The 25,596-nt window shown below is 70.1% G+C and carries 25 protein-coding genes; 10 read left to right on the top strand and 15 right to left on the bottom strand.

Going from position 1 to position 25,596, the window contains the following annotated elements:
• The first annotated feature begins 60 nt into the window (after positions 1-60).
• On the top strand, positions 61-1,716 hold the full coding sequence (locus tag AB0H56_RS08705) for an AMP-binding protein (protein ID WP_357159333.1): 1,656 nt from the start codon (positions 61-63) through the stop codon (positions 1,714-1,716).
• Positions 1,717-1,756: 40 nt separating this feature from the next.
• On the opposite strand, the gene AB0H56_RS08700 is transcribed toward AB0H56_RS08705, so the two are convergent.
• The 7 genes from AB0H56_RS08700 to AB0H56_RS08670 are packed head-to-tail and all read right to left on the bottom strand — an operon-like array spanning position 1,757 to position 7,918.
• A complete protein-coding gene (locus AB0H56_RS08700) occupies positions 1,757-1,972 on the bottom strand; it encodes a phosphopantetheine-binding protein (RefSeq protein WP_357159330.1) in 216 nt (71 codons plus the stop codon).
• A 2-nt stretch (positions 1,973-1,974) separates the two neighbouring features.
• On the bottom strand, positions 1,975-2,814 hold the full coding sequence (locus tag AB0H56_RS08695) for a siderophore-interacting protein (RefSeq protein ID WP_357159327.1): 840 nt from the start codon (positions 2,812-2,814) through the stop codon (positions 1,975-1,977).
• Complete coding sequence (gene entS, locus AB0H56_RS08690; RefSeq protein WP_357159324.1) at positions 2,798-4,030, bottom strand: enterobactin transporter EntS; 1,233 nt, start codon at positions 4,028-4,030, stop codon at positions 2,798-2,800. Before entS ends, AB0H56_RS08695 begins: the two co-directional genes overlap by 17 nt.
• Positions 4,027-5,040, bottom strand: a complete 1,014-nt coding sequence (locus AB0H56_RS08685; protein ID WP_357159321.1) for an ABC transporter substrate-binding protein — start codon at positions 5,038-5,040, stop codon at positions 4,027-4,029. Before AB0H56_RS08685 ends, entS begins: the two co-directional genes overlap by 4 nt.
• 4 nt (positions 5,041-5,044) lie before the next feature.
• Positions 5,045-5,857, bottom strand: a complete 813-nt coding sequence (locus AB0H56_RS08680; RefSeq protein WP_280346357.1) for an ABC transporter ATP-binding protein — start codon at positions 5,855-5,857, stop codon at positions 5,045-5,047.
• A gap of 10 nt (positions 5,858-5,867) precedes the next feature.
• Positions 5,868-6,923 carry an iron chelate uptake ABC transporter family permease subunit gene (locus AB0H56_RS08675; RefSeq protein ID WP_357159317.1) on the bottom strand — a complete coding sequence of 352 codons (1,056 nt, stop codon included), beginning with the start codon at positions 6,921-6,923 and terminating at the stop codon, positions 5,868-5,870.
• Entirely contained in the window at positions 6,920-7,918 is a 999-nt protein-coding gene (locus tag AB0H56_RS08670; protein ID WP_357159314.1) for an iron chelate uptake ABC transporter family permease subunit, read from the bottom strand. The genes AB0H56_RS08675 and AB0H56_RS08670 overlap by 4 nt, the downstream gene beginning before the upstream one ends.
• Before the next feature lie 153 nt (positions 7,919-8,071).
• On the opposite strand from AB0H56_RS08670, the gene AB0H56_RS08665 reads away from it, so the two are divergent.
• The 3 genes from AB0H56_RS08665 (at position 8,072) to AB0H56_RS08655 (ending at position 10,310) form a co-directional block, all read left to right on the top strand.
• A complete protein-coding gene (locus AB0H56_RS08665) occupies positions 8,072-8,779 on the top strand; it encodes a hypothetical protein (protein WP_232996907.1) in 708 nt (235 codons plus the stop codon).
• Between the two features lie 193 nt (positions 8,780-8,972).
• Positions 8,973-9,611 (top strand): MspA family porin, encoded by a 639-nt coding sequence (locus tag AB0H56_RS08660; RefSeq protein WP_357159310.1) that lies wholly within the window; start codon positions 8,973-8,975, stop codon positions 9,609-9,611.
• Between the two features lie 33 nt (positions 9,612-9,644).
• Positions 9,645-10,310, top strand: a complete 666-nt coding sequence (locus AB0H56_RS08655; protein ID WP_357159307.1) for an MspA family porin — start codon at positions 9,645-9,647, stop codon at positions 10,308-10,310.
• A gap of 57 nt (positions 10,311-10,367) precedes the next feature.
• Here AB0H56_RS08655 and AB0H56_RS08650 read toward each other — a convergent pair whose 3' ends face one another.
• Positions 10,368-11,939: an MFS transporter gene (locus AB0H56_RS08650; protein ID WP_357159304.1), complete on the bottom strand. Its 1,572-nt coding sequence runs from the start codon at positions 11,937-11,939 to the stop codon at positions 10,368-10,370.
• A 100-nt stretch (positions 11,940-12,039) separates the two neighbouring features.
• On the opposite strand from AB0H56_RS08650, the gene AB0H56_RS08645 reads away from it, so the two are divergent.
• Positions 12,040-13,194: a DUF5925 domain-containing protein gene (locus AB0H56_RS08645; RefSeq protein ID WP_357159301.1), complete on the top strand. Its 1,155-nt coding sequence runs from the start codon at positions 12,040-12,042 to the stop codon at positions 13,192-13,194.
• A gap of 47 nt (positions 13,195-13,241) precedes the next feature.
• On the opposite strand, the gene AB0H56_RS08640 is transcribed toward AB0H56_RS08645, so the two are convergent.
• Together AB0H56_RS08640 and AB0H56_RS08635 are read right to left on the bottom strand one after the other, a co-directional pair.
• Complete coding sequence (locus AB0H56_RS08640) at positions 13,242-14,660, bottom strand: MFS transporter (protein ID WP_357159298.1); 1,419 nt, start codon at positions 14,658-14,660, stop codon at positions 13,242-13,244.
• Between the two features lie 236 nt (positions 14,661-14,896).
• The gene (locus AB0H56_RS08635) at positions 14,897-15,742 is read right to left on the bottom strand and encodes an NmrA family NAD(P)-binding protein (protein ID WP_357159295.1); all 846 of its coding nucleotides are present in this window, start codon (positions 15,740-15,742) and stop codon (positions 14,897-14,899) included.
• 153 nt (positions 15,743-15,895) lie between these two features.
• Between AB0H56_RS08635 and AB0H56_RS08630 the strand changes: the two genes are divergently transcribed.
• From AB0H56_RS08630 to AB0H56_RS08620, 3 genes are read left to right on the top strand one after another with little or no spacing between them, the layout of a single operon-like run.
• Positions 15,896-17,143, top strand: a complete 1,248-nt coding sequence (locus AB0H56_RS08630) for a hypothetical protein (RefSeq protein ID WP_357159292.1) — start codon at positions 15,896-15,898, stop codon at positions 17,141-17,143.
• A 9-nt stretch (positions 17,144-17,152) separates the two neighbouring features.
• On the top strand, positions 17,153-18,094 hold the full coding sequence (locus AB0H56_RS08625; RefSeq protein ID WP_357159289.1) for an AraC family transcriptional regulator: 942 nt from the start codon (positions 17,153-17,155) through the stop codon (positions 18,092-18,094).
• A 20-nt stretch (positions 18,095-18,114) separates the two neighbouring features.
• A complete protein-coding gene (locus AB0H56_RS08620) occupies positions 18,115-18,507 on the top strand; it encodes a thioesterase family protein (RefSeq protein ID WP_280220854.1) in 393 nt (130 codons plus the stop codon).
• Here the strand turns inward: AB0H56_RS08620 and AB0H56_RS08615 are convergent.
• The 5 genes from AB0H56_RS08615 to pdhA form a co-directional block, all read right to left on the bottom strand.
• Positions 18,504-19,301, bottom strand: a complete 798-nt coding sequence (locus AB0H56_RS08615; RefSeq protein ID WP_357159286.1) for an SDR family oxidoreductase — start codon at positions 19,299-19,301, stop codon at positions 18,504-18,506. The genes AB0H56_RS08620 and AB0H56_RS08615 overlap by 4 nt on opposite strands.
• Positions 19,302-19,487: 186 nt before the next feature.
• Complete coding sequence (locus tag AB0H56_RS08610; RefSeq protein WP_357159284.1) at positions 19,488-20,843, bottom strand: nucleobase:cation symporter-2 family protein; 1,356 nt, start codon at positions 20,841-20,843, stop codon at positions 19,488-19,490.
• Between the two features lie 76 nt (positions 20,844-20,919).
• Positions 20,920-22,257: a dihydrolipoamide acetyltransferase family protein gene (locus AB0H56_RS08605; RefSeq protein ID WP_357160238.1), complete on the bottom strand. Its 1,338-nt coding sequence runs from the start codon at positions 22,255-22,257 to the stop codon at positions 20,920-20,922.
• Positions 22,258-22,259: 2 nt separating this feature from the next.
• Positions 22,260-23,234: an alpha-ketoacid dehydrogenase subunit beta gene (locus tag AB0H56_RS08600; RefSeq protein ID WP_357159281.1), complete on the bottom strand. Its 975-nt coding sequence runs from the start codon at positions 23,232-23,234 to the stop codon at positions 22,260-22,262.
• Complete coding sequence (gene pdhA, locus AB0H56_RS08595) at positions 23,231-24,313, bottom strand: pyruvate dehydrogenase (acetyl-transferring) E1 component subunit alpha (protein ID WP_357159278.1); 1,083 nt, start codon at positions 24,311-24,313, stop codon at positions 23,231-23,233. Before pdhA ends, AB0H56_RS08600 begins: the two co-directional genes overlap by 4 nt.
• Before the next feature lie 170 nt (positions 24,314-24,483).
• On the opposite strand from pdhA, the gene AB0H56_RS08590 reads away from it, so the two are divergent.
• Positions 24,484-24,975 carry an Lrp/AsnC family transcriptional regulator gene (locus AB0H56_RS08590; protein WP_232996920.1) on the top strand — a complete coding sequence of 164 codons (492 nt, stop codon included), beginning with the start codon at positions 24,484-24,486 and terminating at the stop codon, positions 24,973-24,975.
• A gap of 97 nt (positions 24,976-25,072) precedes the next feature.
• Positions 25,073-25,594 carry a hypothetical protein gene (locus AB0H56_RS08585; protein ID WP_357159275.1) on the top strand — a complete coding sequence of 174 codons (522 nt, stop codon included), beginning with the start codon at positions 25,073-25,075 and terminating at the stop codon, positions 25,592-25,594.
• The last annotated feature ends 2 nt before the right edge of the window (positions 25,595-25,596 follow it).

Here is a 25,596-nt window from a genome sequence, read left to right as displayed (position 1 = left end):
CGGATGGTTAGCTTCCCTCATAACCTCCGGCCGCAACACCGGAATGCCCGCTGGAAAGAGGTGCTCGACTTGACCGATCCCGTACTCCCCGGCTTCACCCCGTGGCCCGCTGACCTGGCACAACGCTATCGCGACGAGAAACTGTGGGTCGGTGAGACATTCGGCGGCATGCTCGCCGCGCGCGCCGCCGCCACGCCGGATCGGATCGCGGTCCTCGACACCACGCACCGCTGGACCTACGCCGAACTGCACCACCGGGCGCGCGCCCTCGCCGCCGGGCTGGCCCGTCTCGGGATCGTGCGGGGCGAGCGGGTGCTGGTGCAACTGCCCAATCGCGCCGAATTCGTCGAGGTGATCTTCGCGCTCTTCGAACTCGGCGCGCTGCCGGTGTTCTGCCTGCCCGCGCACCGCGCCGCCGAACTCGTGCCGATCGCCAGGGCCGCCGGCGCGACCGCGATGATCACCAGCGGGACCCATCAGCGCTTCGACTACGCCGCGCTGGCCCAGTCGGTGCGCGCCGAGGTGCCCGGCCTGCGCCACGTCCTGCTCGTCCTCGACGAAGGGCAGTCCGCCCCCGAGGGCGCCCGTGACCTCGCCGAATTCCGGGACGAGCCGACGGATCTGCCGGGGCCGGACGCCGGTGACGTGGCGTTCCTGCAACTGTCGGGCGGCAGCACCGGCATCCCGAAACTCATCGCCCGCACCCACGACGACTACCTCTACAGCGTGCGCCGCAGCGCCGAGCTCTGCGAACTCGACAGCGACACCGTCTATCTCGCGACGCTGCCGGTCGCGCACAACTTCCCGATGAGTTCGCCGGGCATCCTCGGCGCGCTGTGGGCCGGTGGCGCGGTGGCGATGACGCCGGACCCCACGCCCGCGACCGCCTTCCCGCTGATCGAGCGGTTCGGCGTCACCATCACCGGCCTGGTGCCGCCCCTGGCGCGGCTGTGGACCGAGCGGGCCGAAGCGGGGGAGACCCCCGACCTGTCCAGCCTGCGCGTGCTGCAGGTGGGTGGCGCGCGCTGCCAGGACGAACTGGCCCGCCGGATCGGGCCCGCGCTCGGGGTCACCCTGCAGCAGGTGTTCGGGATGGCCGAGGGCCTGGTCTGCTACACCCGCCTCGACGACCCGATCGACGTGGTGGTGAGCACCCAGGGGCGTCCGATGTCGGCCTTCGATCAGATCGCGGTCGTCGACGACGACGGCGCCGAGGTGGCGCCGGGCGCGCAGGGCAACCTGATCACGCAGGGCCCGTACACGATTCGCGGCTACTACGACAATCCCGAGGCCGACGCCCGCAGCTTCACCGCCGCCGGGTGGTATCGCACCGGCGACATCGTCTCGGTGCGTCCGGACGGCAATCTGGTGGTCGCGGGCCGGGCGGGCGACTGGGTGAACCGGGGCGGGGAGAAGGTCTCGGCCGAGGAACTCGAGGCGCACCTGCTCGAGCACCCGGACGTGCGCGACGCCGTGATCGTCGGCACCCCGGATCCCGTTCTGGGACAGCGCATCTGCGCCTTCGTGCAGCCCGCCGATCCCGCGCGGCGCCCCACCCTCACCACGGTGCGCAAGTTCGTCCGCGGGCGTGGGGTGGCGGCGTGGAAGATGCCCGACGCGGTGGTGGTGGTCGACGAGTTCCCCGAGACCGGGGTCGGCAAGACGAGCCGCAAGGAACTGCGCCAGTTGCTCGCCGACGGCGCGCACGGGAACTGACCGCGGGCGGAGTGGCGTGCCGGGCACGCCACCCCGTCGCTCAGGCCAGCAGCTCGATCCAGGAACCGAGCACGGGATCCCCCGCGAGCGTGGGAAAGTCGATATCCGCATGGCCGGCCCCCCGCCATTTCTCCACCAGTGACATGATGCGCACCGAATCGAGTCCGGCGTCGAGCAGATCGGTCTCGGCGCTCAGCTCGGCCGCCTCGACCCCCAGCGCGGTGGCCACGTCGGCGATCACCTGTTCGTCGGTCATGGTCATTCCTCTCGATCGAAGTCGGCGACGCCGCGCTTCCAGTAGCCCGCGATGAGCGAGTCCTTGGGACCGATGCCCAGGTCGTTGCGGATGATCTTGCGGATGCCGCGCAGCACCCCGGCCTCGCCTGCCACCCACGCGTAGACGCGGTGTCCGGCAGGCACTTCCACCGTGCGCACCGCCTGCTCGAGCACGTCGCTGGTGCCCGGCTCCAGGTCGCCGCGATGCACGTAGCGCACGGTCACCCCGGCGGGCGGGTCGAGCGGGATCTCCTCCGCGGGCCCGGCCACCTCGATGAACGCCCAGCCGGTGGTGTCGCGCGGCATGCGCTCGAGCCAGCGGGCGATGGCGGGCAGCGCGGTGATGTCGCCGGCGAGCAGATAGTCGTCGTAGGTCTCCGGGATCACCACACCGCCGGGCGGACCGGCGATGTGCACCTTGGTGCCGGGGGTCACCGAGGCCGCCCAGTCGGAGGCCAGGCCGCCGGGGTGGATGACGAAATCGATGTCGAGTTCGCCGTCGGCGACGCTGTGCCTGCGCACGGTGTACTCGCGCGAGATCGGCCGCGGGTTGCCCCATTCGAGCATCGTGCCGTCGAGCTTGGGCAGCCGGAGTACGCCGTCCTCACCCGGGAAGATCAGGCGCACATGCTCGTCCGGCACGTAGCTGTGGAACGTCGCGATGTCCGGGCCGCCGAAGGTGATCCGCAGCAGCGCGGCGCCGACGGGAACGACCCGCAGCACCTCCACCTCCTGCAGGCCGATCGGGTACGGGACCTTGGCGTAGTGGTCCCCGGCGAGCACCTCGGCGATGTTCGCGGCGTAGTCACTGCGATCCTTCACCGTTTTCCTTTCTGTGCAGCGGCCCGGCGACGAGCGCCATCAGGCCGGTGAGTACCAGGACGGCGACGCCGTAGAGCACGAGCGCGCGTCCGGGAGCGAATGTCTGGCCGACGACACCGGCCACCATGGAGCCGACCGCGGTACCGGTGACCGACTGCACCATCAGCAGGCCCGACATCCGCCCACGCATGTGGTCGGGCGCGGCCTGCTGCAGCATGGCGTAGCGCAGCACCATGTTCACGGCCCTGGCCAGGCCGAACCCGGCGAGCCCGAGGAACACCAGGGCCGCGTGCGACCACAGCCCGGCCGCGATCACGCCGATCGGCATCAGCGCGAGCGAGATCAGCAGGGCCCGCCCGGTATTGACGCGGCCCATCCAGCCGCTGGTGAGCGTGCCGAGCACCGCGCCCGCGCCGGGCGCCGCGTAGAGCAGGCCGAGCGTGCCCGGTCCCGCGTCGAGTTCGACATCGGCGAAGGCGGGCAGCAGCACCAGCGGACCGCTGACGAGCATCCCGATGAGCCCGGTCGCCAGGATGAGCCGGATCGATTCGTGGCGGAGCGCGAAGGAGATGCCGGAGGCCAACTCGCGCAAGGGGTTCTGCAGGTCGCGCTGCGGGGGCGGCGACGGCCCGATCGCGGTGATCAGCCCGACCGTCGCGGTGGTGGCCAGGGCGCAGAGGAAATAGGCCGTGGCCACACCGGTTTTCGCGACGAGCAGTCCGGCGATCGCCGGGGTGACCATCGTGCCGAGGTCGGTGGTCAACGAGACCAGCGCGCCCGCGGCCGCCACCTTCTCGCGGCCGACCAGCACCGGCACCATGGCCATCAACGCCGAACCGCTGACCCCGCCCGCGAGGCCGTCGATGACGGCGGCGAGGTAGATCGCGGGCAGCACCGGATCGGGCAGGATCGCGTTCACGCCGAGCAGCAGGAACCCGAGACCGGCCGCGCTGCGCGACCACTGGATCACCGTGCGGCGGTCGTACCGGTCGGCGACCACGCCACCGGCGAGACTGCCGAAGAACAGCGCCGCCGCGGTTGTGGTGGCCACCCCGGCGACCTGCACGCTCGATCCGGTCAGCTCATAGACCTGCAGCGGCAGGGCCACCATGAGCAGCCCGATGCCGAGCACCGACACCAGCCGCGCCGCGAAGGCGCACCGGAACGCGCGCGAGGCCCGCAGCGGGCTGATGTCGATGAGCAGACCCGAGGTCACTTGAAGCGCTCCACGAGCAGATCGAGGGTGGTCATCACGGTGCGGTAGTCGGGGCGCGAGCTGGTCGCCGGCAGTTCGAAGACCTTGTTCTGCTGGAAGGAGGGCAGCGAGGCGTAGAGCGGGTCGGCACGTAGTTCGTCGAGCGAGCGGCCGCCGCTGAGCGGGATGGTGAACATCACCGGGGCGTCGATCACCGTGTTGATCAGCTCCGGGCTGAAGCTGATGAAGTCGGCGCTCTGCTCCTTGGCGGGGTTACCGGCCTTGGCCTCCACCTGCGTGTCCAGCGTGAACCCGACCTCGGCGAGCAGGGCGGGCAGCGCGGCGGTCGGCACGAAGACGGTCGGCTTCTGGCTCTTGATCGACTGGAACACCACGGTCGCGCCTGCGGGCGGCTTGATCTTGCCCTTGGCCTCGGTGAGCTTGGCCTGGTAGTTCGCGATCAGGGTGTCGACATTGGCCGGCTTGTTCACCGTTTCGGCGATGAACCGCAGCTGGTCCTGCCAGTTGGTCGTCTCGGTCGGCATCAGCACGGTCGGGGCGATCGCGCTGAGCTGGTCGTAAGCGTTGACCGACTGCTGGCCCGGGTAGCCCTGGCCGCCACCGATGATCAGATCCGGGCGCTGCGCGGCGATGAACTCGAGGTTGATGTTGTCGCCGGACGGCACGGCCTGCGTGCCCTGCGCCTTCGCGTCCTCGGCCCAGCCGGTCGGGAACTCGCCCGGCTTGTTGGGGACGCCGAGCAGCCGTGGATCGGCGGCGACGACCTTCGCCTCGAGGTCGTAGAGGTAACCGGCGAGATTGCCGTTGAGCACGACGACGCGCTGCGGATCGGCGGGCACCTTGATCGGGCCCTTCGCCGAGGGCACCTCACGGGGCCCGGCGTCGGCGGTATCGGAGGACGAGCTGCCACAGCCGGTGAGCACCGCGACCAGCGCGAGAACCAGCAGGGCGAGGGCGGCGCGGAGACGGCCCGAGGAGCGGTTGGTGAACATGGACGGGGTTTTCCTCATTTCTTCAGTGCACCGGAGCGGCGTTCTCCGCCAGCGGAATCACCAGTGGCGTACCGGTTTCCGGGTCGTCGATGATCCGGCAGCGCAGCGAGAACACCTCGTGGACCAGGTCCGCGGTGACGATCTCGGCGGGCTCGCCGGTGGCGACGATTCGTCCGTCTCGCATGGCGATCAGGTGATCGGCGTAGCGGAACGCGTGGTTGAGGTCGTGCAGGACCGCGACGACCGTGCGTCCGGAATCGCGATTGAGCGAGCGGCACAGATCCAGCAGCTGGATCTGGTAGGCGATATCGAGATAGGTGGTCGGCTCGTCGAGCAGGATGATGGGCGTCTGCTGGGCGAGCACCATCGAGATCCATACGCGCTGGCGCTGACCACCCGAGAGTTCCTCGACCGGCCGCGCCGACAACTCGGCGACCCCGGTGGCCGCCATGGCCTCCGCCACCGCCTCCTCGTCGGCGCGCGACCACTGCCGCAGCAGCGTCTGATGCGGATAGCGGCCGCGGGCGACGAGATCCGCCACCCGGATACCGTCCGGCGCCGTCGAGGTCTGCGGCAGCAGGCCGATCTGGCGGGCCAGTTCCTTGGCCGGATAGTCGGTCACGGGCTTGCCGTCGAGCAGCACCGTCCCGGAATCCGGGGGGAGCAGCCGGGCCAGCGCGCGCAGCAGCGTGGACTTGCCGCAGGCGTTCGGGCCGATGATCACGGTGAACTTCCCGTCCGGAATGTCCACGGAGAGTTGATCACTGATCGTGCGACCCTTGTACCCGAGCCGGACCTGGTCGGCGCGCAACCGCGCGGCGTGAGTGTCGTTCATGTCGCTTTCCCTATTTCCGTCGCGCCTCGGCGACGAGCAGATACGCCAGGTACAGGCCACCGATGGACCCGGTGACGATGCCGACCGGGATGGTGGTCGGCGCGAACGCGTGCTGGGCGATCCAGTCACAGGTGACCAGCAGGGTCGCGCCCATCACCGCGGCAGGCAGCAGCGCGATCGATGGGGTGCGGGTGAGCTTGCGCGCCAGATGCGGTGCGGCGAGCGCGACGAACGCGATCGGCCCGGCCACCGCGGTGGCCAGCGAGGTGAACGCGACGCTGAGCGCGATCAGCCAGCCCGTCGCCTTGCCCGCGTCGAGCCCGAGGGCGCGCGCGGCGTCGTCGCCGAGTTCGAGGATCTGCAGGCGGGGCGCGGCCGGGATGAGCGCCAGCGCCAGCACGGCCAGGATGCCGACGGTCGGCGCGACCTGCGGCCACGACAGGCCGTTGAGCGAGCCGGCGCCCCAGGCCGCCGCCGACATCGCCGCGTCCAGGTCGGCCCGCATGATCAGCCAGGTGTTGATCGAGGCGAGCATGGCGCTCACGCCGATGCCGACGATGATCAGCCGGAACCCGGTGACGTTGTGCCGGAAGGCGAGCAGGTGGATCACCAGCGCCGCGCCGAGCCCGCCGATCATCGCGCCCGCCGCGGTCTGGAACTGCCCGCCGCCGAGGGTGAGGATCACCAGCAGCGCGCCGGTGTAGGCGCCGGTGCTGAAGCCGATGATGTCGGGGCTGCCCAGCGGATTCCGGGTCACCGACTGCAGGATCGCGCCGCTCACGCCGAGCGCGGCGCCCAGCGCCAGTGCCAGCAGGATGCGTGGCAGGCGCCAGTCCCAGACCACCAGCCGGTCGAACCGCTCGTCGCCGACGACCAGCGCGCGCAGCACCCTGGCCGGGGCGATCTGGAAGTCGCCGCTGCCCAGCGCCAGCACTGCCGTGGCGACGGCGACGACCAGCAGGATCGCGCACACCACCAGCGTGCGCACGCCGATCCTGGCGGTCAGCCGCAGCCGCGGCGGTCGCACGATCAGCAGGGTGCGGCCGAAATCGATCTTCGAACTCATGTGGCTGCTCCCACTCGCGAGCGGCGGGCCAGCCAGATGAGCATGGGCGCGCCGAGGAATGCCGTGACCAGACCAGCGGGGACCTCGTCGGGCCGGATGATGACGCGGCCGAGCACATCCGCGGTGAGCACCAGCAGCGGGGCCAGCACCAGCGAGTAGGCGAAGATCCAGCGCTGATCGGGTCCGACGAGCCAGCGCGCGATGTGCGGCACCGCCAGGCCGACGAAGGAGATGGGCCCGACGGCGGCGGTGGCCGTGCCGCACAGCAGCACCAGCGCCAGCGCGGTGAGCAGCCGGGTCCGGGTGACGTGCACGCCGAGCGAGCGGGCCAGATCGTCGCCGAGGGCGACGGCGTTGAGCGAGCGCGCGCAGACCGCGGCGAGCACCAGCCCGACCACGATGAACGGCGCCGCGCCCGCGATGACGTCGAAGCCGCGGCCGGTGAGCGAACCGGCGTCCCAGCGCCGCATCTCGTCGAAAGCCTTGGGGTCCACCAGGATCAGGCCCCTGGTGAGCCCGACGAGCACGGCGGTGGCCGCCACGCCAGCCAGGGTCAGCCGGATCGGATCGGTGCCGGAGTGCCCCGCGGTGCCGAGCCGGTAGACGACCATCGACACCAGCGCGGCGCCGGCGAACCCGAACCAGACGTATGACGTGATCTCACTCACGCCGAGCAACCCCACGGCGATCGCGATGGCGAAAGCGGCGCCCGCGTTCACTCCCAGCAACCCGGGATCGGCGAGCGGGTTCCGCGTCAGGCCTTGCATCAGGCAGCCCGCGACGCCGAGTGCGAGTCCGGCGAGCAGCCCGAGGATCGTTCGGGGGAGGCGATATTCGGCGACGGTGACCTGGTCGGGCGAGATTTCCGGGCCGGTCAGCGCCTGCCAGACATCGGCGAACGGAATCGATTTCGTGCCGACAAGCAGGCTGAGCAAACAGGCCGCGATCAGCAAGCCGACCGCCAGCAACCAGCCGCTCCAGCGCGGACTTCTCATCAGGGATCTCTCTCGCAACGAACGTCGGACAGTTCAGAGGTTAGCCTAAGGAACGTCTTGATAGGTGAGCCTAACCTCGCTATGGTCCCATCTCGTTCGGACCGCAGCTAGTGCGCCGCGCACCCTGATGAGGAACACGAAAGGTTCTGCCCCGTGAAGATCACAAAATTCGCTCTGCTGGCTTCCACTGTCAGCGTTGCCCTCGGCATCGCTGCCGGAACCAGCCACGCAGCACCCGCGGCGGATGAGCCGATCAACTACACCGCCACCACCACCGACACCGCGGCGATCGTCAGCACCGACGCGGGCTCGATGGTCGTCGAGGACGGCGTGTTCAAGATCAAGGGCGCCGACGGCACCACCGTCGCGGGCACCGAATTGTCCTTCCGGATCGACGAATTCGTCTTCCCGATCGCCGCCGACATCGCGGGCCGCACCGCCACGCTGACCCCGCAGCTCGACATGGCGCACGCGACCTACAAGCCGGTCGCGTTGCCCTACGAGGACAAGGCGCCGTGGAAGAGCGAGTACGACCGTGAGCAGGCCGCGTGGAGCCGCATGACCGGCACCATCTCCCTGGGCGCCAGCATCGCCACCCTCGTCGGCGGCCTCGGTGGCGCGGCGATCGGTTGTGTCGCGGGCGCGGCCAGTGGCGCCGTCGCCGGTGGCATCCTCGGCTTCCTGGTCGGCACGGTGCCCGGCGGCATCGGCGGCTGCCTCGTCGGCGCCACCGCGCTCGGCGCGCTCGGCACCGTCGCGGGCCAGCTCTTCATCACCGCCCCCGTCGCGATCATGGCCGCGGTGCAGTACTTCACCACCATCAACTCGCCGATGCCGAACAACCCGCAGCCTGCCAAGTAGGCCGCGCGAAGAACCTCGTCGAGGGGACAACTCGAGGAGAGAAGTGAAATCCCACCCGACTCGCACCGGGTGGGATTTCGCTGTATTCAGTTAGTTTAAGCAAAGTCTTGATAGGGAAGCCTGGCCTGACTTAGGGTTTCGAACTGTTCAAGATCGGTACAAACCGGTCATAACAGTGATGAGGACTTCCACGATGCGAAAAATCCTTGCCGCCACGGCGTTGGCCGCGGCCACACTCGCCGTCGCCGGCGGACCGGCGAACGCGGACACCTTCGTTCCGCTACCCGACGGTGAGAAGGCCGGCCCCGGTGTGACGATCAAGCGCGTGGGGGAGAGCGCGCTGATCTCGCCGTCGATGGCCGCCAACGGCGCGGGCCGGGTGGCATGGGTGAGCGGAACCGTCTACGCGGATGTCACGGAAACCCCCAAGGGTGAACCGAAGCCGTTCATCGGCGGCAACAACGCACCGGGTACCAACAACTCCTCGACGCACGGCGCCTCACGCATCAGCACCGGCTACGTCGTCGGCTGCCAGGTCGCCATCTCCGACAGCGCGGTGTCGGCCGGTCTGTCCGGTGGTGTGTCGACCAGCGGGGTGAGTGGCGGCGGGTCCATCGGCGTGCAGCTCGGGCCGGGCGATGTGAAATTCGTTGGCGTGGAAGGCTTCGACATCGTCGAGGCGGGCAACTACTACGTCAGCTACAAGGACGTCGAGCTGCAGATCCAGGGCTGCGGCGGCTACGCGCAGGCCCGCTCCTACACCGTCGTGGAGATCATCGGCGACGACTACACCAAGACCACCCTCTACGGCGCCCCGTTCAGCATCGGCTGACTCCTCGCACGTTCGACGAATAGGAATCTTTCGATGATCATCTTCACGAAGACGACCGCCCGGGTGGCCGCGGCCGCCGCCGCCGCGACCATGGCGCTCGGCCTGTTCTCCACCGGCGCCGCCAACGCCGACACCTTCATCCCGCTGCCCGGCGGCGAGATCACCGAGACCCTGCCCGACGGCACCGCGGTGACCATTCGGCTGACGAATGAATCGGTGACCATCAGCCCCGGCATGGGCGCGACCCCGCTGCACCGCAACGTCTGGGCTTCCGGCCGGGCCGAGGTGCAGGTGCACGGCGAGCACGCCGGCGCCAAGCTCTACCCGGGCTACGTGGTGGGCTGCCAGGTCGACATCAGCGGTGGCGGGTTCAAGGGCGGCGCCAAGGGCGCGGTCAACAACTCGGGCAAGGGCAGCGGCGGGGTCACCTCCGGCGGCAACCTGACCCTGGGTCCCGGTGAGGCCGCCACCTTCTGGCTGCTCGAGATCGAGGGCGCCGACGCCTACGGCGAGCAGAGCTCGGTCCCCGCGATCAAGTTCAAGGGTGCGGACGGCTCGGTGACCTGGGCCGATTCCACCATCGCGCTCGACGGCTGCGCGGGCTACGCCCAGGCGCGTTCCTTCGTCGCGGTCGAGGTGACCACCAAGACCGGTCGCTCCGAGCTGCGCCTGTGGGGCCAGCCGTTCAGCCTCGGCTGATCAGGTGACGAGTACGGCCCCGCCGGGAGCGATCCGCTCCTGGCGGGGCCGTCGTCGTCAGGCCTCGTCGGTGTCGGTGGCCGCCGCGTTCGGTGCCGGGATGTGCCGCAGCAGCACCATCACCAGGCCCGCCGCGACGGCGGTGAGGCCGATGCCGACCAGCGAATTCACTTGCAGCGCATGGGTGTAGGCCTGCCGTGCGATGGTGCTGAGTTCGGCGCCGAGCGCTTCGGGCAGCGTCGCCGCGACCTGCAATGCCCCGGCGAGCGTGTCCTCGGCGGCGTGTGCCAGCTCGGCGGGCAGCCCCGCGGGGAGCTCATCGGCCATCTGCCCGCGATAGACGGCGGTGCCGATGCTGCCGATCACCGCGACACCCAGCGCCGCCGAGAGTTCCTGCCCGGTCTCGGAGATCGCGGACGCGGCGCCTGCGCGCTCCGGGTCGACGGCCCCGACGATGAGATCCAGACCGAGCACGAACATCGGGCTCAGCCCGAGCGAGAACACGACCATGCCGGTGACGATGAGCGCGAGATCGTCGGCGCCGGAGAGCTGGGTGAAGATCGCGTACCCGGCCATGGCGATCACCAGGCCGCCCGTCATCAGATAGGCGGGGCGGATCCGCGGCGCGAGCGCGCTCACCACACCGGCGGCCACCACCATGGCCAGTGCCTGCGGCACCGTCCACAGCCCGGCCTCGAAGGCCGAGAGTCCCAGCACCAGTTGCAGATACTGCGACAGCAGCAGGAACAGCCCGCCCATCGCGAGCATCGCGACCATGAGCGCGACCAGCGACCCGCTGAACCGCACGTTGCCGAACAGGCGCAGATCGATGAGCGGATCGGTGAGCCGCTGCTGGCGCAGCACGAACACCGCGCCCAGCACCAGGCCGCCCACCAGCACGGCGACGGCATCGAGCGCCCACCCGTCCTTGGCCAGTTCCTTGATGCCGTAGATCACCGCCATCACCGACACCAGCGACAGCACGGCGCTGAGCACATCGAGCTTGCCGGGATTCGGGTCCTTGTATTCGGGCAGCAGGATCGGGCCCGCCACCAGCAGCAGCACCATCGACGGCACCGCGACCAGGAACACCGAACCCCACCAGAAGTTCTCCAGCATGGCGCCGCCGACCAGTGGACCGACCACCATGCCGACCATGAAGCTGGTCATCCACACGCTGATCGCGGTGGTGCGCTGGCGGTCGTCGTGGAACATGTTGCGGATCAGGGCCAGCGTCGACGGCATCAGCGTCGCGCCCGCGATGCCGAGCAGGGCGCGGGTGCCGATGAGAGTGGCCGCGCTGGTGGAATACGCGGCGACCACGGAGGCGACGCCGAAGGCGAGCGCGCCGATCATCAGCAGCTTGCGCCTGCCGATGCGATCGCCGACCGTGCCCATGGTGATGAGGAAGCCCGCCACCAGGAAGCCGTAGATGTCGAGGATCCACAGCAGCTGCGAACTGCTCGGATGCAGTGCCTCGCTCAGGTGCGGGATGGCCAGGTAGAGCACGCTCATGTCCATCGAGATCAGCAGCGTCGGCAGCGCGAGGACCGCGAGCCCGATCCATTCCTTGAGCCCCGCCTTCCCCGTGGGTTCGGCGGTGGTCGGCTCGGGCTTGGTGGCGGTCACCTCGTCGACGGTACCGACGGGCACCGACAGGTTGCCACGGGTTTTACGCCGGCTCGGCCAGCGAGAAGTCACTGGACATTCCGCGGCGGGTGCGGCGAGTATGGGCGCGGTGTCCACACGCAATGAACAGCTCAGGCTCGTCGACCCGCCGCATCTGCCGCAGGACCGGGATGAGCCGTTTCCGTGGTCGGCGGCGATCGACTCCACCTACTCCACCCGCGACGCGATCGACGCGCTCGCGCTCGCGCCGTTCCTGCGCGGCGACCAGTCCTTTGCCCGCCAGGCCCACCTGGACCGGGTGCGCGCCGAGGCGCCGCTGCGTCCCGAGGGCTCCCGGATCGTGCGCTCGGTGGCCGACGACGACAGCAGCGCGCTGCTCGCCGCGGGTGAGGGCTGGTCGCTGCGGGCCGTGCGCTGGGCGGGCGGTTCGGCCACCGTCGAGGTGACCGCCGTCAGTGACGAACTCGCCGTCGAGGTGCTGGCCGCGGCGACCGCCGGCGCCGTCGCCGACCCCCGCGCCGACGCCACCGTGGAGATGGGCTTCTGGCACATGGATGTGCGGCGCCCGCTGCGCAGGCGGCGCCGGATCGTCGCGCCCGCCTGGCCGGAGATCCGCGGCAACTACTCGGCGGCGGTGTCGTCGAGCATGGATCAGCTCATGGCGCTGCGGGTCGACGACATCCGGGGCAGGCTGGTGCTGCTGCACGGCGAGCCCGGCACCGGCAAGACCACCGCGCTGCGGGCACTGGCCAGGGCGTGGGCGTCGTGGTGCCAGGTCGACTGCGTCGTCGATCCGGAGGAGTTGTTCAGCAACCCCGGCTATCTCATGGAGGTGGCGGCGGGCGCCGACGGTGACGACAACAGCCGCTGGCGGCTGCTGGTGCTTGAGGACTGCGACGAACTCATCCGCGGCGAGGCGAAAGAGGCTGCGGGACAGAAGCTCTCGCGCCTGCTCAACCTCACCGACGGCATGCTCGGCCAGGGCCGCAAGGTGCTGATCGCGGTGACCACCAACGAGGATCTGTCGCGTCTGCATCCGGCTGTCGTGCGCCCCGGGCGCTGCCTGGCCCAGCTCGAGGTCGGCCGGTTGTCGGCCGCCGAGGCACAGGACTGGCTCACCAGAAACGACTGCGCCGGAGGCGATCCGGTCCCCGCCGACGGCGCCACCCTCGCCCAGCTGGTAGCCCGCCGAGACGGCGAGATCCTCATCCAGTCGGTCACCCGGGAAACATCGGGCGGCGGAATGTATCTGTGATCGTCGGCCCGGGGTGCCGGACCAGGTGATCGCGGTGCCGCGGGTGATCAGGGGCGCCGGGCGACGATGGGTGCGGCCGCGGCGCTGGCCAGCGTCAGGACGAGCGGGACCGTCAGGGCGGCGGTGAGTGGGACGATCGCGGTCAACCAGCCGATCAGTGCCGGACCGGCGAGCAGGCCCAGATAGCCGATGGTGAACACGCGGGACATGTCCGTGGCGGCTGTGCTGCCGCCGAGATTGCCTGCTGCCGTGAAGATCTGAGGAACCCCGCCGGCCAGCCCGAGCCCGCACATGGCCCAGCCGAGCAGCGTCAACGGCAACCACGGCGAGGCGATCACCACGGCCATCCCCGCCGCCGCCAGCAGACTGCCGTAGCGCAGGATCGCGACCGGCCCGATCGCCCCGCTCACCCGATCGGCCCCGAACCGCCCCAGCGTCATGGTGGCCGAGAACGCCCCGAACGCGAGCGCCGCGTCACCCTCGGAAACCCCGAGGTGCTCGCGCGCCTGCAGCGCGCTCCAGTCGCCCGCCACCCCCTCGGCGAGGAGCAGCACGAACGCGATCACCCCGAGCGACACCACCTTTCGGCTCCGGCGGGATGCGCCGTCGTGCTGATCGAGACGGTCATCCGCCACGCTCGACGGCGGGGTTCCGGTGCGCTCGAGCCGGTTGTCCGCCGAGGCACCCTGCCCTGCGCGGGAGTCATGCTCGGTGCGTCCGGATGTCTCGGTGCGTCCTGATGCCTCGGCGTCGTCGAGCTCGGTGACCGCGAACCCCCGTTCGCTGTCCTTCTCCGGTGTCCGGGGCCGGTGCTCGGTCGGCGGAGTGTCCTGGAGGCGCGGTTCCTGTTGGGGGGCTTCGTCTTCCGGGTGCTCCGCGCGCGAGGTGTCCCGGTGATGGGTGACCAGGTGTGGCACCAGCAGTGCCGTGGTGAGCAGTCCGGCGACCCCCGCGCAGGTCAGTGTCAGCGCCGGTGACCAGCCGGCCCGCTGGGTGGCGGCGCCGACCAGGGCGCCCGCGAAGCCGCCGCCGGAGAACGTGGCGTGGAACGCTGACATGATCGGGCGTCGATAGGCGCGTTCGACGTGCACGGCCTGGGTGTTCATCGAGACGTCGAGCGCGCCGTTGCCCAGGCCGAAACACGCCAGGGCGATGCCGAGCGCGACCGGGCCGGTGGCGAGACCTGGTCCGATGACGGTCACCGAGACCGCGGTCGCGGCCACCGCGACCAGCGTCCGGCTGCCGAACCGGTCGGCAGCCGGGCCCGCCGCCCGCATCCCGATGATCGCCGCCCCCGCGAGGAGCAGCACGAACATTCCGAGCAGGGAGGACGACACCCCGGTCCGGTCGGTGATGGCGGGAATGTGGACCACCCACATGGCCAGCAGGAATCCGTTGAGGGTGAACGCGCCGAACACCGCCGCCCTGGCCAACCGGAGTTCGCGGTCGATCGTCGCTGGGGTCACCGATTCGACGGTACCCGGGCCGTCACCGATCGCGCCGTGCATCGCGACCGGATCGAGATCACCTGGCGCCGGGGTTTCCTCCGCGACACTGCGCCACCGCGACACCGCGGACGGCCGGACTCCCCGCGTGGTGGCCACCCGGGGAGTCCATGCGGTCGCGACCATGAGCGAGTCGGCCTCGTGCATCCACGCGCCGGCTCGGGGGACCGCCGCCGAGACGTGGAGCTCCGATGGTGTCAGGTCCGGGGCGTCCAGACGCCCGTGGCCGCGGCCTCCTTCGCGTACTCGGTGAAATCGCGCGCCTCGCGGCCGAGGGCCCGCCGCACACCGTCGGCGGTGGCGGAGTTGCGGCCGTCGAGAATGGTGCCGAAGAGATAGTCGAGCAGGCTGATCACGTCCTGCGGCACCTGGTATTCGCTCAGTGCCGCAACGAATTCCGGCCGGGAGACGGGGATGAACGCGATCTCGCGACCCGTGGCGGCGGCGATCTCGCCGACCGCGTCGGCGAAGGTCAGTGCCCGCGGGCCGGTGAGCTCATAGACCTCGCCCTCGTGGCGCGGGTCGGTGAGCGCGGCGGCGGCCACCTCGGCGATGTCGTCGGCGTGCACGAACGGTTCGGGCACATCGCCGTTGGGCAGGGCGACCGCGCCGGCCAGGACATCGTCGACGAACGCGCCCTCGCTGAAGTTCTGCGCGAAGAAGCTGCAGCGCACGATCGTCCAGGTCAGTCCCGAATCCCGCACGATCTGTTCGCATTCCAGGGCCTCGGGCTCGCCGCGGCCCGACAGCAGCACCACCGAGCGCACCCCGGCGGCCACGGCGGCCGTGGTGAACGCGCGGATCACGTCGGGCGCGCCGGGAACGGCCAGGTCCGGCTGGTAGGCGAGGTATACGGAGTCGACGCCGGCCAGGGCGGGCGCCCAGGTGCTGCGGTCGGTCCAGTCGAACGGGATCGCGGCCGAGCGCGAGCCGAGCCGGACCGGCCTGCCCGCCGCCTCGAGCAGGGCGACGACCCGGCTCCCGGTCTTGCCGGTCGCGCCGGTGATGAGGGAAAGCTGCTGGTGAGAGGTGTTGTTTGGCATGAATCAAGTACACCGTCGCGCGCGCCACGGCGACATCGTCGAACCGCTCACGGCCATACGCCGTCGTCTACCGCCGTGCCTCATCGATGACGGGGGCTCGACATGCTTGGCTGGGGAGACCGAGCTCGCCGGGTGACAACGGAGGTGTGTTCCGTGATCTCAGCTGACAGTTATCTCTTTCCCGCCGCCGCGGACGACTATCTGTCGGTGCGCGCGTTGACGCTGCGGGGGACCGACGCCCACATCGGCGCCACCCTGGGCGATCTCGCTCGCCGTGACTATCACGTCGCGCTCGCGCCCTACGACTCGCCGGACTACGGCCACGGCCGCCTCACCTATCTCGACCGCAACTATCCGGCCCTCGGTGAGCGGTCACGCGGCGTCGCCGACGCGTTCGGCGTCTCCTCGACGATGGCCGAACACGACACCACCACGCTCGGCTTCGACGTCCCCACCCAGGCCCCCGGCTGCTCGCTGGTGTGGTTCCCGCCCGCGCTCACCAGCACCGGCAGGCCGATGTTCGGCCGCAACATGGACTGGTTCATCGGCTCGCTCAGCGCGCAACACGGCCTGCCCCCGAGCCCCGACGAACACCCCTCCTGTTCCCGCGCCATCCTGCTGACCACCGCGCCGACCATGGGCACCCCGGTCGCCACCCTCGGCAGCCACGACCTGCTCAATCCGGCCCTCGACGGTGTCAACGCCGCGGGACTGATGATGGCGGTACTGGTCGACCACTCCGACCGCGGCAATGTCGGGGCGAGCCTGGCTGGCGGGTTCACGAGCGGGCTCACCGCCTTGCAGGTGCCCGGCTGCGTGCTCAACGCCGCCACCACGGTCGCGGAGGCCAAGGCGGCGGTGCTGTCGCAGGCGATCTTCTGCGCGGGCGAGACCAACATGCACTGGTTCATCGCCGACGTGCACGGCGCGGCCACGGTGCTCGAGATCGACGGCGACTCACGGCAATACCGCTTCGTCGACGCCGAGCCGGACCGGCCCTTCGTGGTCACCAACCACGCCCTGCACCGCTACCCGACGATCGACTCCTTCCCCGAGGTCCCGATGGCCGCCGAGCACAATTCGTTCGTCCGGTACCGGGTGCTCACCGAGGCGATCGCGGCGCATCGTGGCCCATGGGATCCCGCGGACATCACCGCCCTGCTCGACGTCGTGCAATGCGCCTACGTCGACGACGCGGCCGCCGGGATCGAGGGCACGGTGCCGGAGCGGACGCTGTGGCACTACGTGGCCGATCCGGTCGAGCGCCGCTATCGCTTCCGCTTCTACCAGCGCGATCTCGACCCGGAGCCGGGCACCAATCACCTGCGGATCCAGCGCACCGAGCCGATCGAGTGGGACCTCGGCACAGCGATCGGGGCGGGGGCGGGCGGGCGCGGCTAGGGTGGATGTGTGGATGCGTTGGCCGGACTGCTCGAAGGCCCGCGTGCCCGCGGCGCGTTTCTCATGTGTTCGTTGCTGAACCCGCCGTGGTCGCTGCGGATTCAGGACGAGGCGCCGTTGACGGTGCTGGCGATGATTCGCGGAAAGGCCTGGGTCAGTACGGATTCCGAGCCGCCGCGGCAGCTCGTGGCCGGTGACGTCGCGGTGTTCCGCGGGCCGCGGCCGTACACGGTGGCCGACGATCCGGCCACCGAACCGCAGATCGTGATCCGGCCCGGGCAGGTCACCACCACACCCGACGGTGAGATCCTCTGCGAGACACTGAGTTTGGGTGTCCGGCAATGGGGCACCGACCCCGCGGGCGAGACCCTGATGGTCACCGGCACCTACGAGACGGCGGGCGCGGTGAGCAGGCGCCTGCTGCGCGCCCTGCCCCAGCTCGCGGTGCTGCCGCGCGGCGAACTCGACACCCGGCTGCTCGATCTGCTCGTCGACGAGGCCACCAAGGATCTGCCCGCCCAGACCGCGGTCCTGGACCGGCTGCTCGACCTGCTGCTCATCGCCGCGCTGCGCGCCTGGTTCGCCCGCGACGACGCTCCGGCCTGGTACCACGCCTACAGCGACCCGCTGATCGGCAAGGCCCTGCGCCTGCTCCAGCACAACCCCGCGCACCCGTGGACGGTGATCGCGCTGGCCGAGGCGGTCGGCATGTCCAGGGCCGCGCTGGCCCGCCGGTTCACCGACCTGGTCGGCGAACCCCCGATGACCTTCCTGACCGAATGGCGTCTGTCGCTGGCCGCCGACCTGCTCGCCGAATCCGACGCCACCGTCGAGGCCATCGCCCGCCAGGTCGGCTACGGCAGCGCGTTCGCGCTCAGCACCGCCTTCAAACGCCACTTCGGGGTGAGCCCGCGCGACCACCGCCAGGGCACTGCGATGATGTCAGCGTGAACTATCCCGTCCTGTGGCCGATGCCGACCCGGTGGGCCGACAACGACCAGTACGGCCACGTCAACAACGTGACCTACTACTCCTACTTCGACACCGCCGTGAACGCCTGGCTGATGCGGGCCACCGGCACCGACATCACCGCGCTGCCCGCGCTCGGCGTGGTCGCCCAGACCGCCTGCCGGTTCCACGGCTCGGTGAGCTTCCCCGACCAGCTGCAGGTGGGCCTGCGCATCGCCCGGCTGGGGAACTCGAGCATCACCTACGATCTGGCGATCTTCCGCGAGACCGAGGCGGGCCTCGAGCTCGCGGCGAACGGCGATTTCGTGCACGTGTACGTCGACGCCGAGACCCGCAAGCCGGTGCCGATTCCCGACGTCGTGCGCACGGCCGCCGCGGAGCTCGTCACCGACTAGCCGCGTAGCATCGCCTGGAAGCGGCGCATGCCCGAGAGCCAGCGGTCGTAGTCGGCGCCCTTGTGCCGGTACATCTCGAGCACCTCGGGGTGCGGCAGGATCAGGAAGTGCTCGGCAGCCATCGCCGCCACGACGGTGTCGGCGACCTCCTCGGGGGAGAGCACCTGGCCCGCAGTCGTCACGGCCTTGATGGCCAGGGCCGCGGCCTCCGGCGCGTCGGGGATGAGGTCGCCGCTGAGCAGGCGGGTGTCGACGCCCATCGGGCACAGGCAGCTCACCCGCACGCCCTGGTCGCCGTAGGTCATCGAGAGCCATTCGGCGAAGCCGACGGCCGCGTGCTTGGTCACCGAGTACGGCGCGGACCCGATCTGGGTCAGCAGGCCGGCCGCCGACGCGGTCGTCACGAAGTAGCCGCTGCCACGTTCGACCCAGCCGGGCACGAGCAGGCGGGCGGCGCGCACGTGCGCCATGACGTTCACCTCGATGGCCGCCGACCACTGGTCCTCGGTGCTCTCGAGGCCGGGGCCGCCGCCGATGCCCGCGTTCGCGAAATACAGGTCCACCGGGCCGTATTCGCGCTCGGCCGTCTCGATCAGGGTGCTGATCACCGCCTCGTCGGCCACATCACCGCCGACCGCGGCCGCGCCCAGCTCGTCGGCCACCTGCTTTGCGCTCGCCGCGTCCAGATCGGCGACGATCACCTTCGCGCCGCCGTCGACGAGCCGACGCGCCAGCGCCGCTCCGATCCCCGCGCCCGCACCGGTGACGATGGCCACTTTGCCCGCAATCTCCATGCCGCACCTTAACGCGGTGGGTACTCGCGCACGTCGAATCCTGGTGCGGAGCCGCCTCGATGACGACCGGGTGCTGCCTGCGGCCGAGGCCGCATCGAGCACGAGCCATCGCATCGGCGAGTTCGCCGCACGCGCATCCCACGCGGCCGGCCGATGCCAGCTCGCCGCCTTCGGCGCGGTCGTCTCTCAGCCGGGGATCGGCGTGCTCACCGGAGCCTGCGGCGTGATCGAAGCTCGGGCCAGCGTGCCCAGCTTCGTGTGGTTGAAAACCAGGTTGAGCAGGAAGGCCGCGCCCGCGCCGAGGGTGACTCCGCTGTCGAGCAGGATCTGCGCAGAGGTCGGGAACTTGGCGAACATGCCGCTGGTCAGTTCCGGCAGCAGGCCGATGCCGATGGCGGTGGCCGCGATGGTGGCGTTCACCCGGTCGCCGAGATCGGCTTGGCGCAGCGTGTTGACACCGACCACCGCCACGGTCGCGAACAGCACCAGCCCGACCCCGCCGACCACCGGCTTCGGGATCGCCGCGATCACCTCGCCGATCCGGGGCACCAGCCCGAGGACCACCAGGATCGCCCCGCTCACGGCGGTCACGTACCGGCTGTAGACCCGGGTCGCCGCCACCGCGCCGACGTTCTGGTTGAAGATCGTGTCCACGAAGGCGGTGAACACGCCGCCGAGCACACCGGAGAGGCCGTCACCGACCAGACCGCGCGCGAGGTCGCCCTTGCCGATCGGCTTGCCGGTGATCTCGCTGATGGCCAGCATGCTCGCCGTCGACTCGGCGAACACCACGGCCATCACGATGCTCATCGCCACCACGGCGGTCACCGGGAACTGCGGCGCGCCGAAGTGGAACGGCTGGGGGATGCCGATCCAGTCGGCGGTCCCGATCCCGGCGGTCGAGACCAGGCCCATCGGCAGCGCGAGCACGATGCCCGCCGCCAGCGCGATCAGCACGCCCAGCTGCGACCACACCCCGCGACCGAGGCAGACGAACCCGACCGCGATCAGCACGACCACCGCCGCCAGCCCGATGTTCGACGGCGCCGCGAACCCCGGCGCTTTCGGATCGGTCCCGATGATCAGGCCCCCGGCGACCCCGATCAGCGAGACCCCGACCACCGTGAGCACCGTGCCGGTGACCAGCGGCGGGAAGAACCGCACCACCCGCGCGAACGGCCAGGCCAGCGCGATGCCGACCACGCCGCCGATCAGCATCGACCCGTACACGGCGTCGAGGCCGTACTCCTTGGCGATCAGGATCATCGGGTTCAGCCCGACGAAGGTGGCGCCGCAGATGATCGGCAGCCGGGCACCAGCCAGCTTGCCGACGCCCAGACTCTGGATCAGCGTGATGATGCCTGCCACCAGCAGATCGGCGCTGATCAGCAGCCCGATCGTGGCCCGGTCGAGCCCGGCGGCCGCGCCGAACACCAGCGGCACGGTGATACATCCCGTGTACATGATCAGGACGTGCTGGATGCCGAACGCCAGCTGCCGCGCGAACGGCAGCCGGGTGTCGACGGGATGTGCCTCACTCATGCACCTGTTTGTAGCCCGCCATTTTTACCGCGGATGCCCGCCGTGTTTCGTCGGCGTGACGGCTCGGATATATCGCTCAGACGCGACTGAGCAGGGTCAACGGGTCTTCCAGGAATCCCGCGGTGGTGGCGAGGAAGCGGGCGCCGAGTTCACCGTCGATGATCCGGTGATCGAAGCTGAGCCCCAGCGTGGTCACCCACCGCACGGCCAGTTCGTCACGGAACACCCACGGCCGCTTGCGGATCGAGCCGAGGCACAGGATCGCGGCCTCGCCCGGATTCACCAGCGGAACCCCGCTGTCCACGCCGAATACGCCGACATTGGTGATGGTGAACGTGCCGCCACGCAGGTCGGCGGGGGTGGCGTTGCCCGAGCGGGCGGTCTCGGCGGCGTCGCTGATCTCGCGGCACAGCTCGCGCAGGCTCAGCGTCTGCGCCTCCTTGAGATTGGGCACCAGCAGCCCGCGCTCGGCGGCCACCGCGATGCCGAGATTCACGTAGTGCCTGGTGACGATCTCCTGATTCGGCTCGTCCCAGGCGGAGTTGATCCCCGGATACTCCGCGATCGCCGCCAGCGTCGCCTTGGCGACCAGCGCCAGTGGGGTGAGGGTGAGGCCCTCGAAGGATTTCGTCGTGCGCAGGTGATCGAGCAGTTCCATCGACGCGGTGCAGTCGACGGTGACGAACGTGCTGGCCTGCGGGATCGTGCGGGCGCTGGCCAGCATCGCCGCCGCGGTGCGCTTGCGGACGCCGCTCACCGGGGTGCGCACCTCGCGGGCGGTCGGCTCGATCAGTCCACCGTCGGTGTCGCCGGAGTGCCCGTTGACGGGAGCGGGCGCCGAGTCGCCGACCCGGGCGGGGGTGCGCGGCGCCGTCACCGGCACGGCCGAGCGCACGTCGTCCACGGTGACCGCGCCCTCCGGTCCCGACCCCGCCACGAACCACAGGTCGATGCCGAGTTCCTTGGCCAGCTTGCGGGCCGCGGGCGTCGCCGCCGCGCGATGACTGCTCGGCGTGGTCGCGGCCATCGCGGCCGAGGGCACGGGTTTGCGTCTGCGCGAAGTGGATTCGGCCTCGGGGCCGTAGCCGACCAGGACGTCGTTGCGCGTCGCGGTCGGCGGTTCGGTGACCTCGAGATCGTTGCGCACCCGGATCAGCGGAGCGCCGACGGGCACGGTGTCGCCCGGCTCGGCCAGCAGTTCCACCACCACGCCGGAGAAGGGTGACGGCAGCGCCACCACCGCCTTCGCGGTCTCCACCTCGGCGATGGTCTGGTTCAGTTCCACCGTGTCGCCGACCGCCACGGACCAGGACACCAGGTCGCCGTCGGCGAGGCCCTCACCCAGATCGGGGAGGCGGAACTCGAGAACATGACCGTCGTCGGCGGCTTGTTCCGGCACAGGTGCACCTTTCATCTTCACGCGGCGAGAGTGCGATCGACCGCCGCCAGAATGCGGTCGGGGTCGGGCAGGTGGTGCTTTTCGAGCTTAGCCGGGGGATAGGGGATGTCGTAGCCACCGACGCGCAGCACCGGCGCCTCCAGGTGATAGAAGCAGCGTTCGGTGATCCTGGCCGCGATCTCGGCGCCGAGCCCGGCGAACACCGGCGCCTCGTGCGCGATCACGAGCCTGCCGGTCTTGTCGACCGAGGCGGCGACGGTGTCGACGTCGATCGGCGAGAGACTGCGCAGATCGATCACCTCCAGTGAATGTCCCTCCTCGGCCGCGATCTTCGCCGCCGTCAAGGCGGGCGCGACGGTGCCGCCGTAGGCGACGACGGTCGCGTCGGCGCCGCGCGTGCACACCCTGGCCGAGTGCAGCGGCAGATCCGGTTCGCCCTCGAAATCTACGTCGGCTTTGTCCCAATAGCGACGTTTGGGCTCGAAGAAGATCACCGGGTCGTCGAGCGCGATCGCCTGGCGGATCATCGAATACGCGTCGGCCGGCGTGCTCGGCGAGACCACCCGCAGCCCCGCGGTGTGCGCGAAATACACCTCCGGCGACTCCGAATGGTGCTCCACCGCGCCGATACCGCCGCCGAACGGAATGCGAATCGTCAACGGCGCCTTCACCTTCCCGCCGGTGCGGTAGTGGATCTTGGCGACCTGGGAGACGATCTGATCGAAGGCGGGATAGACGAACCCGTCGAACTGGATCTCCACCACCGGTCGGTACCCGCGCAACGCCATGCCGAAAGCCGTTCCGACGATGCCGGATTCGGCGAGCGGGGTATCGATGACGCGGTTGTCCCCGAAATCCTTCTGCAGCGTGTCGGTGACCCGGAAGACCCCGCCCAGCCTGCCGATGTCCTCGCCGAGCAGCACGACCTTGCTGTCGTCGTCCATGGCGCGGCGCAGACCGGTGTTGAGCGCGGCGGCGAAGGTGGTGATCATGACTGCGCTCCTTCGGCGAGGTAGGCCGCGAACTGCCGCGACTCTTCGGCGATCAGGGGGTGCTCGGTCGCGTACACGTGGTCGAACATGCTCATCGGGTCGGGATCGGGCATCTGGGTGGTCGCGGTGCGCACCCGGTGCGCGACGTCGTCGGCGGTGGCGGCGACCTGGTCGGCGAATTCGGGGTCGAGCAGGCCCTCGCGATCCAGCAGCAGGCGGACCCGTTCGATGGGATCGCGGTGTTCCCAGTACTCGGTGTCGGCGGCGGTGCGGTACCGGCTGGGGTCGTCGGCGGTGGTGTGCGGGCCCATCCGGTAGGTCATCGCCTCGATGAAGGTCGGGCCGCCGCCGGTACGGGCGCGCTCGATCGCCTGCCGGGTGACGGCGAGAACCGCCAGCACGTCGTTGCCGTCGACCTGCACGCCCGGGATGCCGTACCCGTCGGCGCGGCGCACCAGCGGCACATGGCTCTGCACGGTCACCGGTTCGCTGATCGCCCACTGGTTGTTCTGGCAGAAGAACACCACCGGGGCGCTCCACGCCGCGGCGAAGCCGAGTGCCTCGGCGATGTCGCCCTGGCTGGTCGCGCCGTCGCCGAAGTAGGTGATGGTGGCCAGGTCGGCGCCGTCGAGGTGGGCGGCGTAGGCGTAGCCGGTGGCGTGCAGGCCCTGGGAGCCGACGACGATGTTGGCGTTGGTCATGTGCACCGTGTCCGGGTCCCAGCAGTGGTGGGCGGCGCCGCGCCACAGGGTGGTCAGCTGCTCGGGCGGCACGCCGCGGACATAGGCGACAGCCGTCTCGCGGTAGGAGCAGAACACGTAGTCGTCGGGGTGCAGGGCGTGCGCGGAGCCCACCTGGGCGGCCTCCTGGCCCAGCAGCGGTGGCCACAAGCCGAGTTGACCCTGGCGTTGCAGCGAGGTCGCCTCGACATCGATCCGGCGGGTCACGACCAGGTCCTGATAGAGCTGCCGCAACCGTTCGGCACCGACATCGGCCACCAGTGCGGCGTGCTCGCGATCGAACACGCGCTTGCCATCCGGCTGGATCAACTGGACCGGGTAGGTCTGCTTCTCCGACATCGAGATCGCCTCCTCTCCACCTGGCCTTGTGGGCCGGTGCGGGTACGACAATCGCTGAGTGCGATGTGTATCACTCAGCATCCACGATAAAGCCGACTGCGCAAGCGACCGACACGGCAGTGCGCAGAATGCACGGTCTGCGGGGGCGGCACGCTGTCATACTGCGTTGTATGACCAGTCGCGAACCCGACGTGACTCTCGACGCCACCGACGCGCGCCTGCTGCGCGAACTCATCGCCAACCCGCGCGCGACGGGCGTGGAGCTGGCCGCGCGCCTCGGCCTGTCGCGCAATACCGTGCAGGCGCGGCTGGCGCGCTGGGACAGCGGCGGGGTCCTTGGCAGTTTCGAACGCCGCGTCGAACCGCGCGCCCTCGGCTATCCGCTGGCAGCCTTCGTCGCGGTCGTCGTCGACCAGCATCAGCTCGACGCCGTCGTCGACGAACTCGCCGACGTCCCCGAGGTCACCGAGGTGTGCGGCATGACCGGCTCCACCGACCTGACCGTCCGCATCGTCGCCCGCGACGCCGACGACCTCTACCGCATCGCCGGCCAGATCCTCAAGATCCCCGGCGTCGAACGCACCAACATGGCCCTGGTCATGCGCGAACTCGTCGGCCCCCGCACCGCCCCCTTGCTCGACCGATTGGCAGGCCCGAACTGAACACCGCCGATTGGCGTTGTTGTCGTGGGGTCGCGATACTGTTGGGCGAGAGAGGGTTCGGTGGGTCCGGGCCTGGAGACGACGGGGTGGGAATTCCATGTTCAAGCGCAGTGTGTTCGTCGTGGCCGTGATCGCGGTGTCCGCGGTGGTCGGTGGGTGTTCGGAGTCGGGTCTGTCGAGTGGGGGGACCTCGTCCGCGTCGAGTGTCGCGGTGTCGGCGCCGGTGGTGCCCGAGGTGCCGTCGCTGCCGCTGCTGAACCGTAGGGCCGGGAACGGTGAGGTCGTCCAGCAGGCCGGATTGGTCGGGGCCGGGACGCTGACCATCGACAACGGCAACAGCTCCGATGTGGCCGTGGTGGTGGCGAACGGGAATCCGGCGGCGCCGCAGGCCACGATCTACGTGCAGGGCAACTCCCAGGCCACGCTCAGCGGGATCGACGGGTCGTACTACGTCTATCTCAAGACCGGTACCGACTGGGACCAGGCCACGCTGAGCTTCACCCGTGATCGCCAGTTCCAGAAGTTCGACGACGTCTTCGACGCCGGGTCGGACTGGGAGATCACCCTGAAGCCGTCGATCGGCGGAAACGCGAGCACGAGCGACGTTCCCGCGTTCTGATC

Source organism: Nocardia sp. NPDC050717, from assembly GCF_040654275.1.
Lineage (GTDB): Bacteria > Actinomycetota > Actinomycetes > Mycobacteriales > Mycobacteriaceae > Nocardia.
Note: the sequence above shows the minus strand (reverse complement) of the source record. Positions and strands in the feature narration are given on the sequence as shown.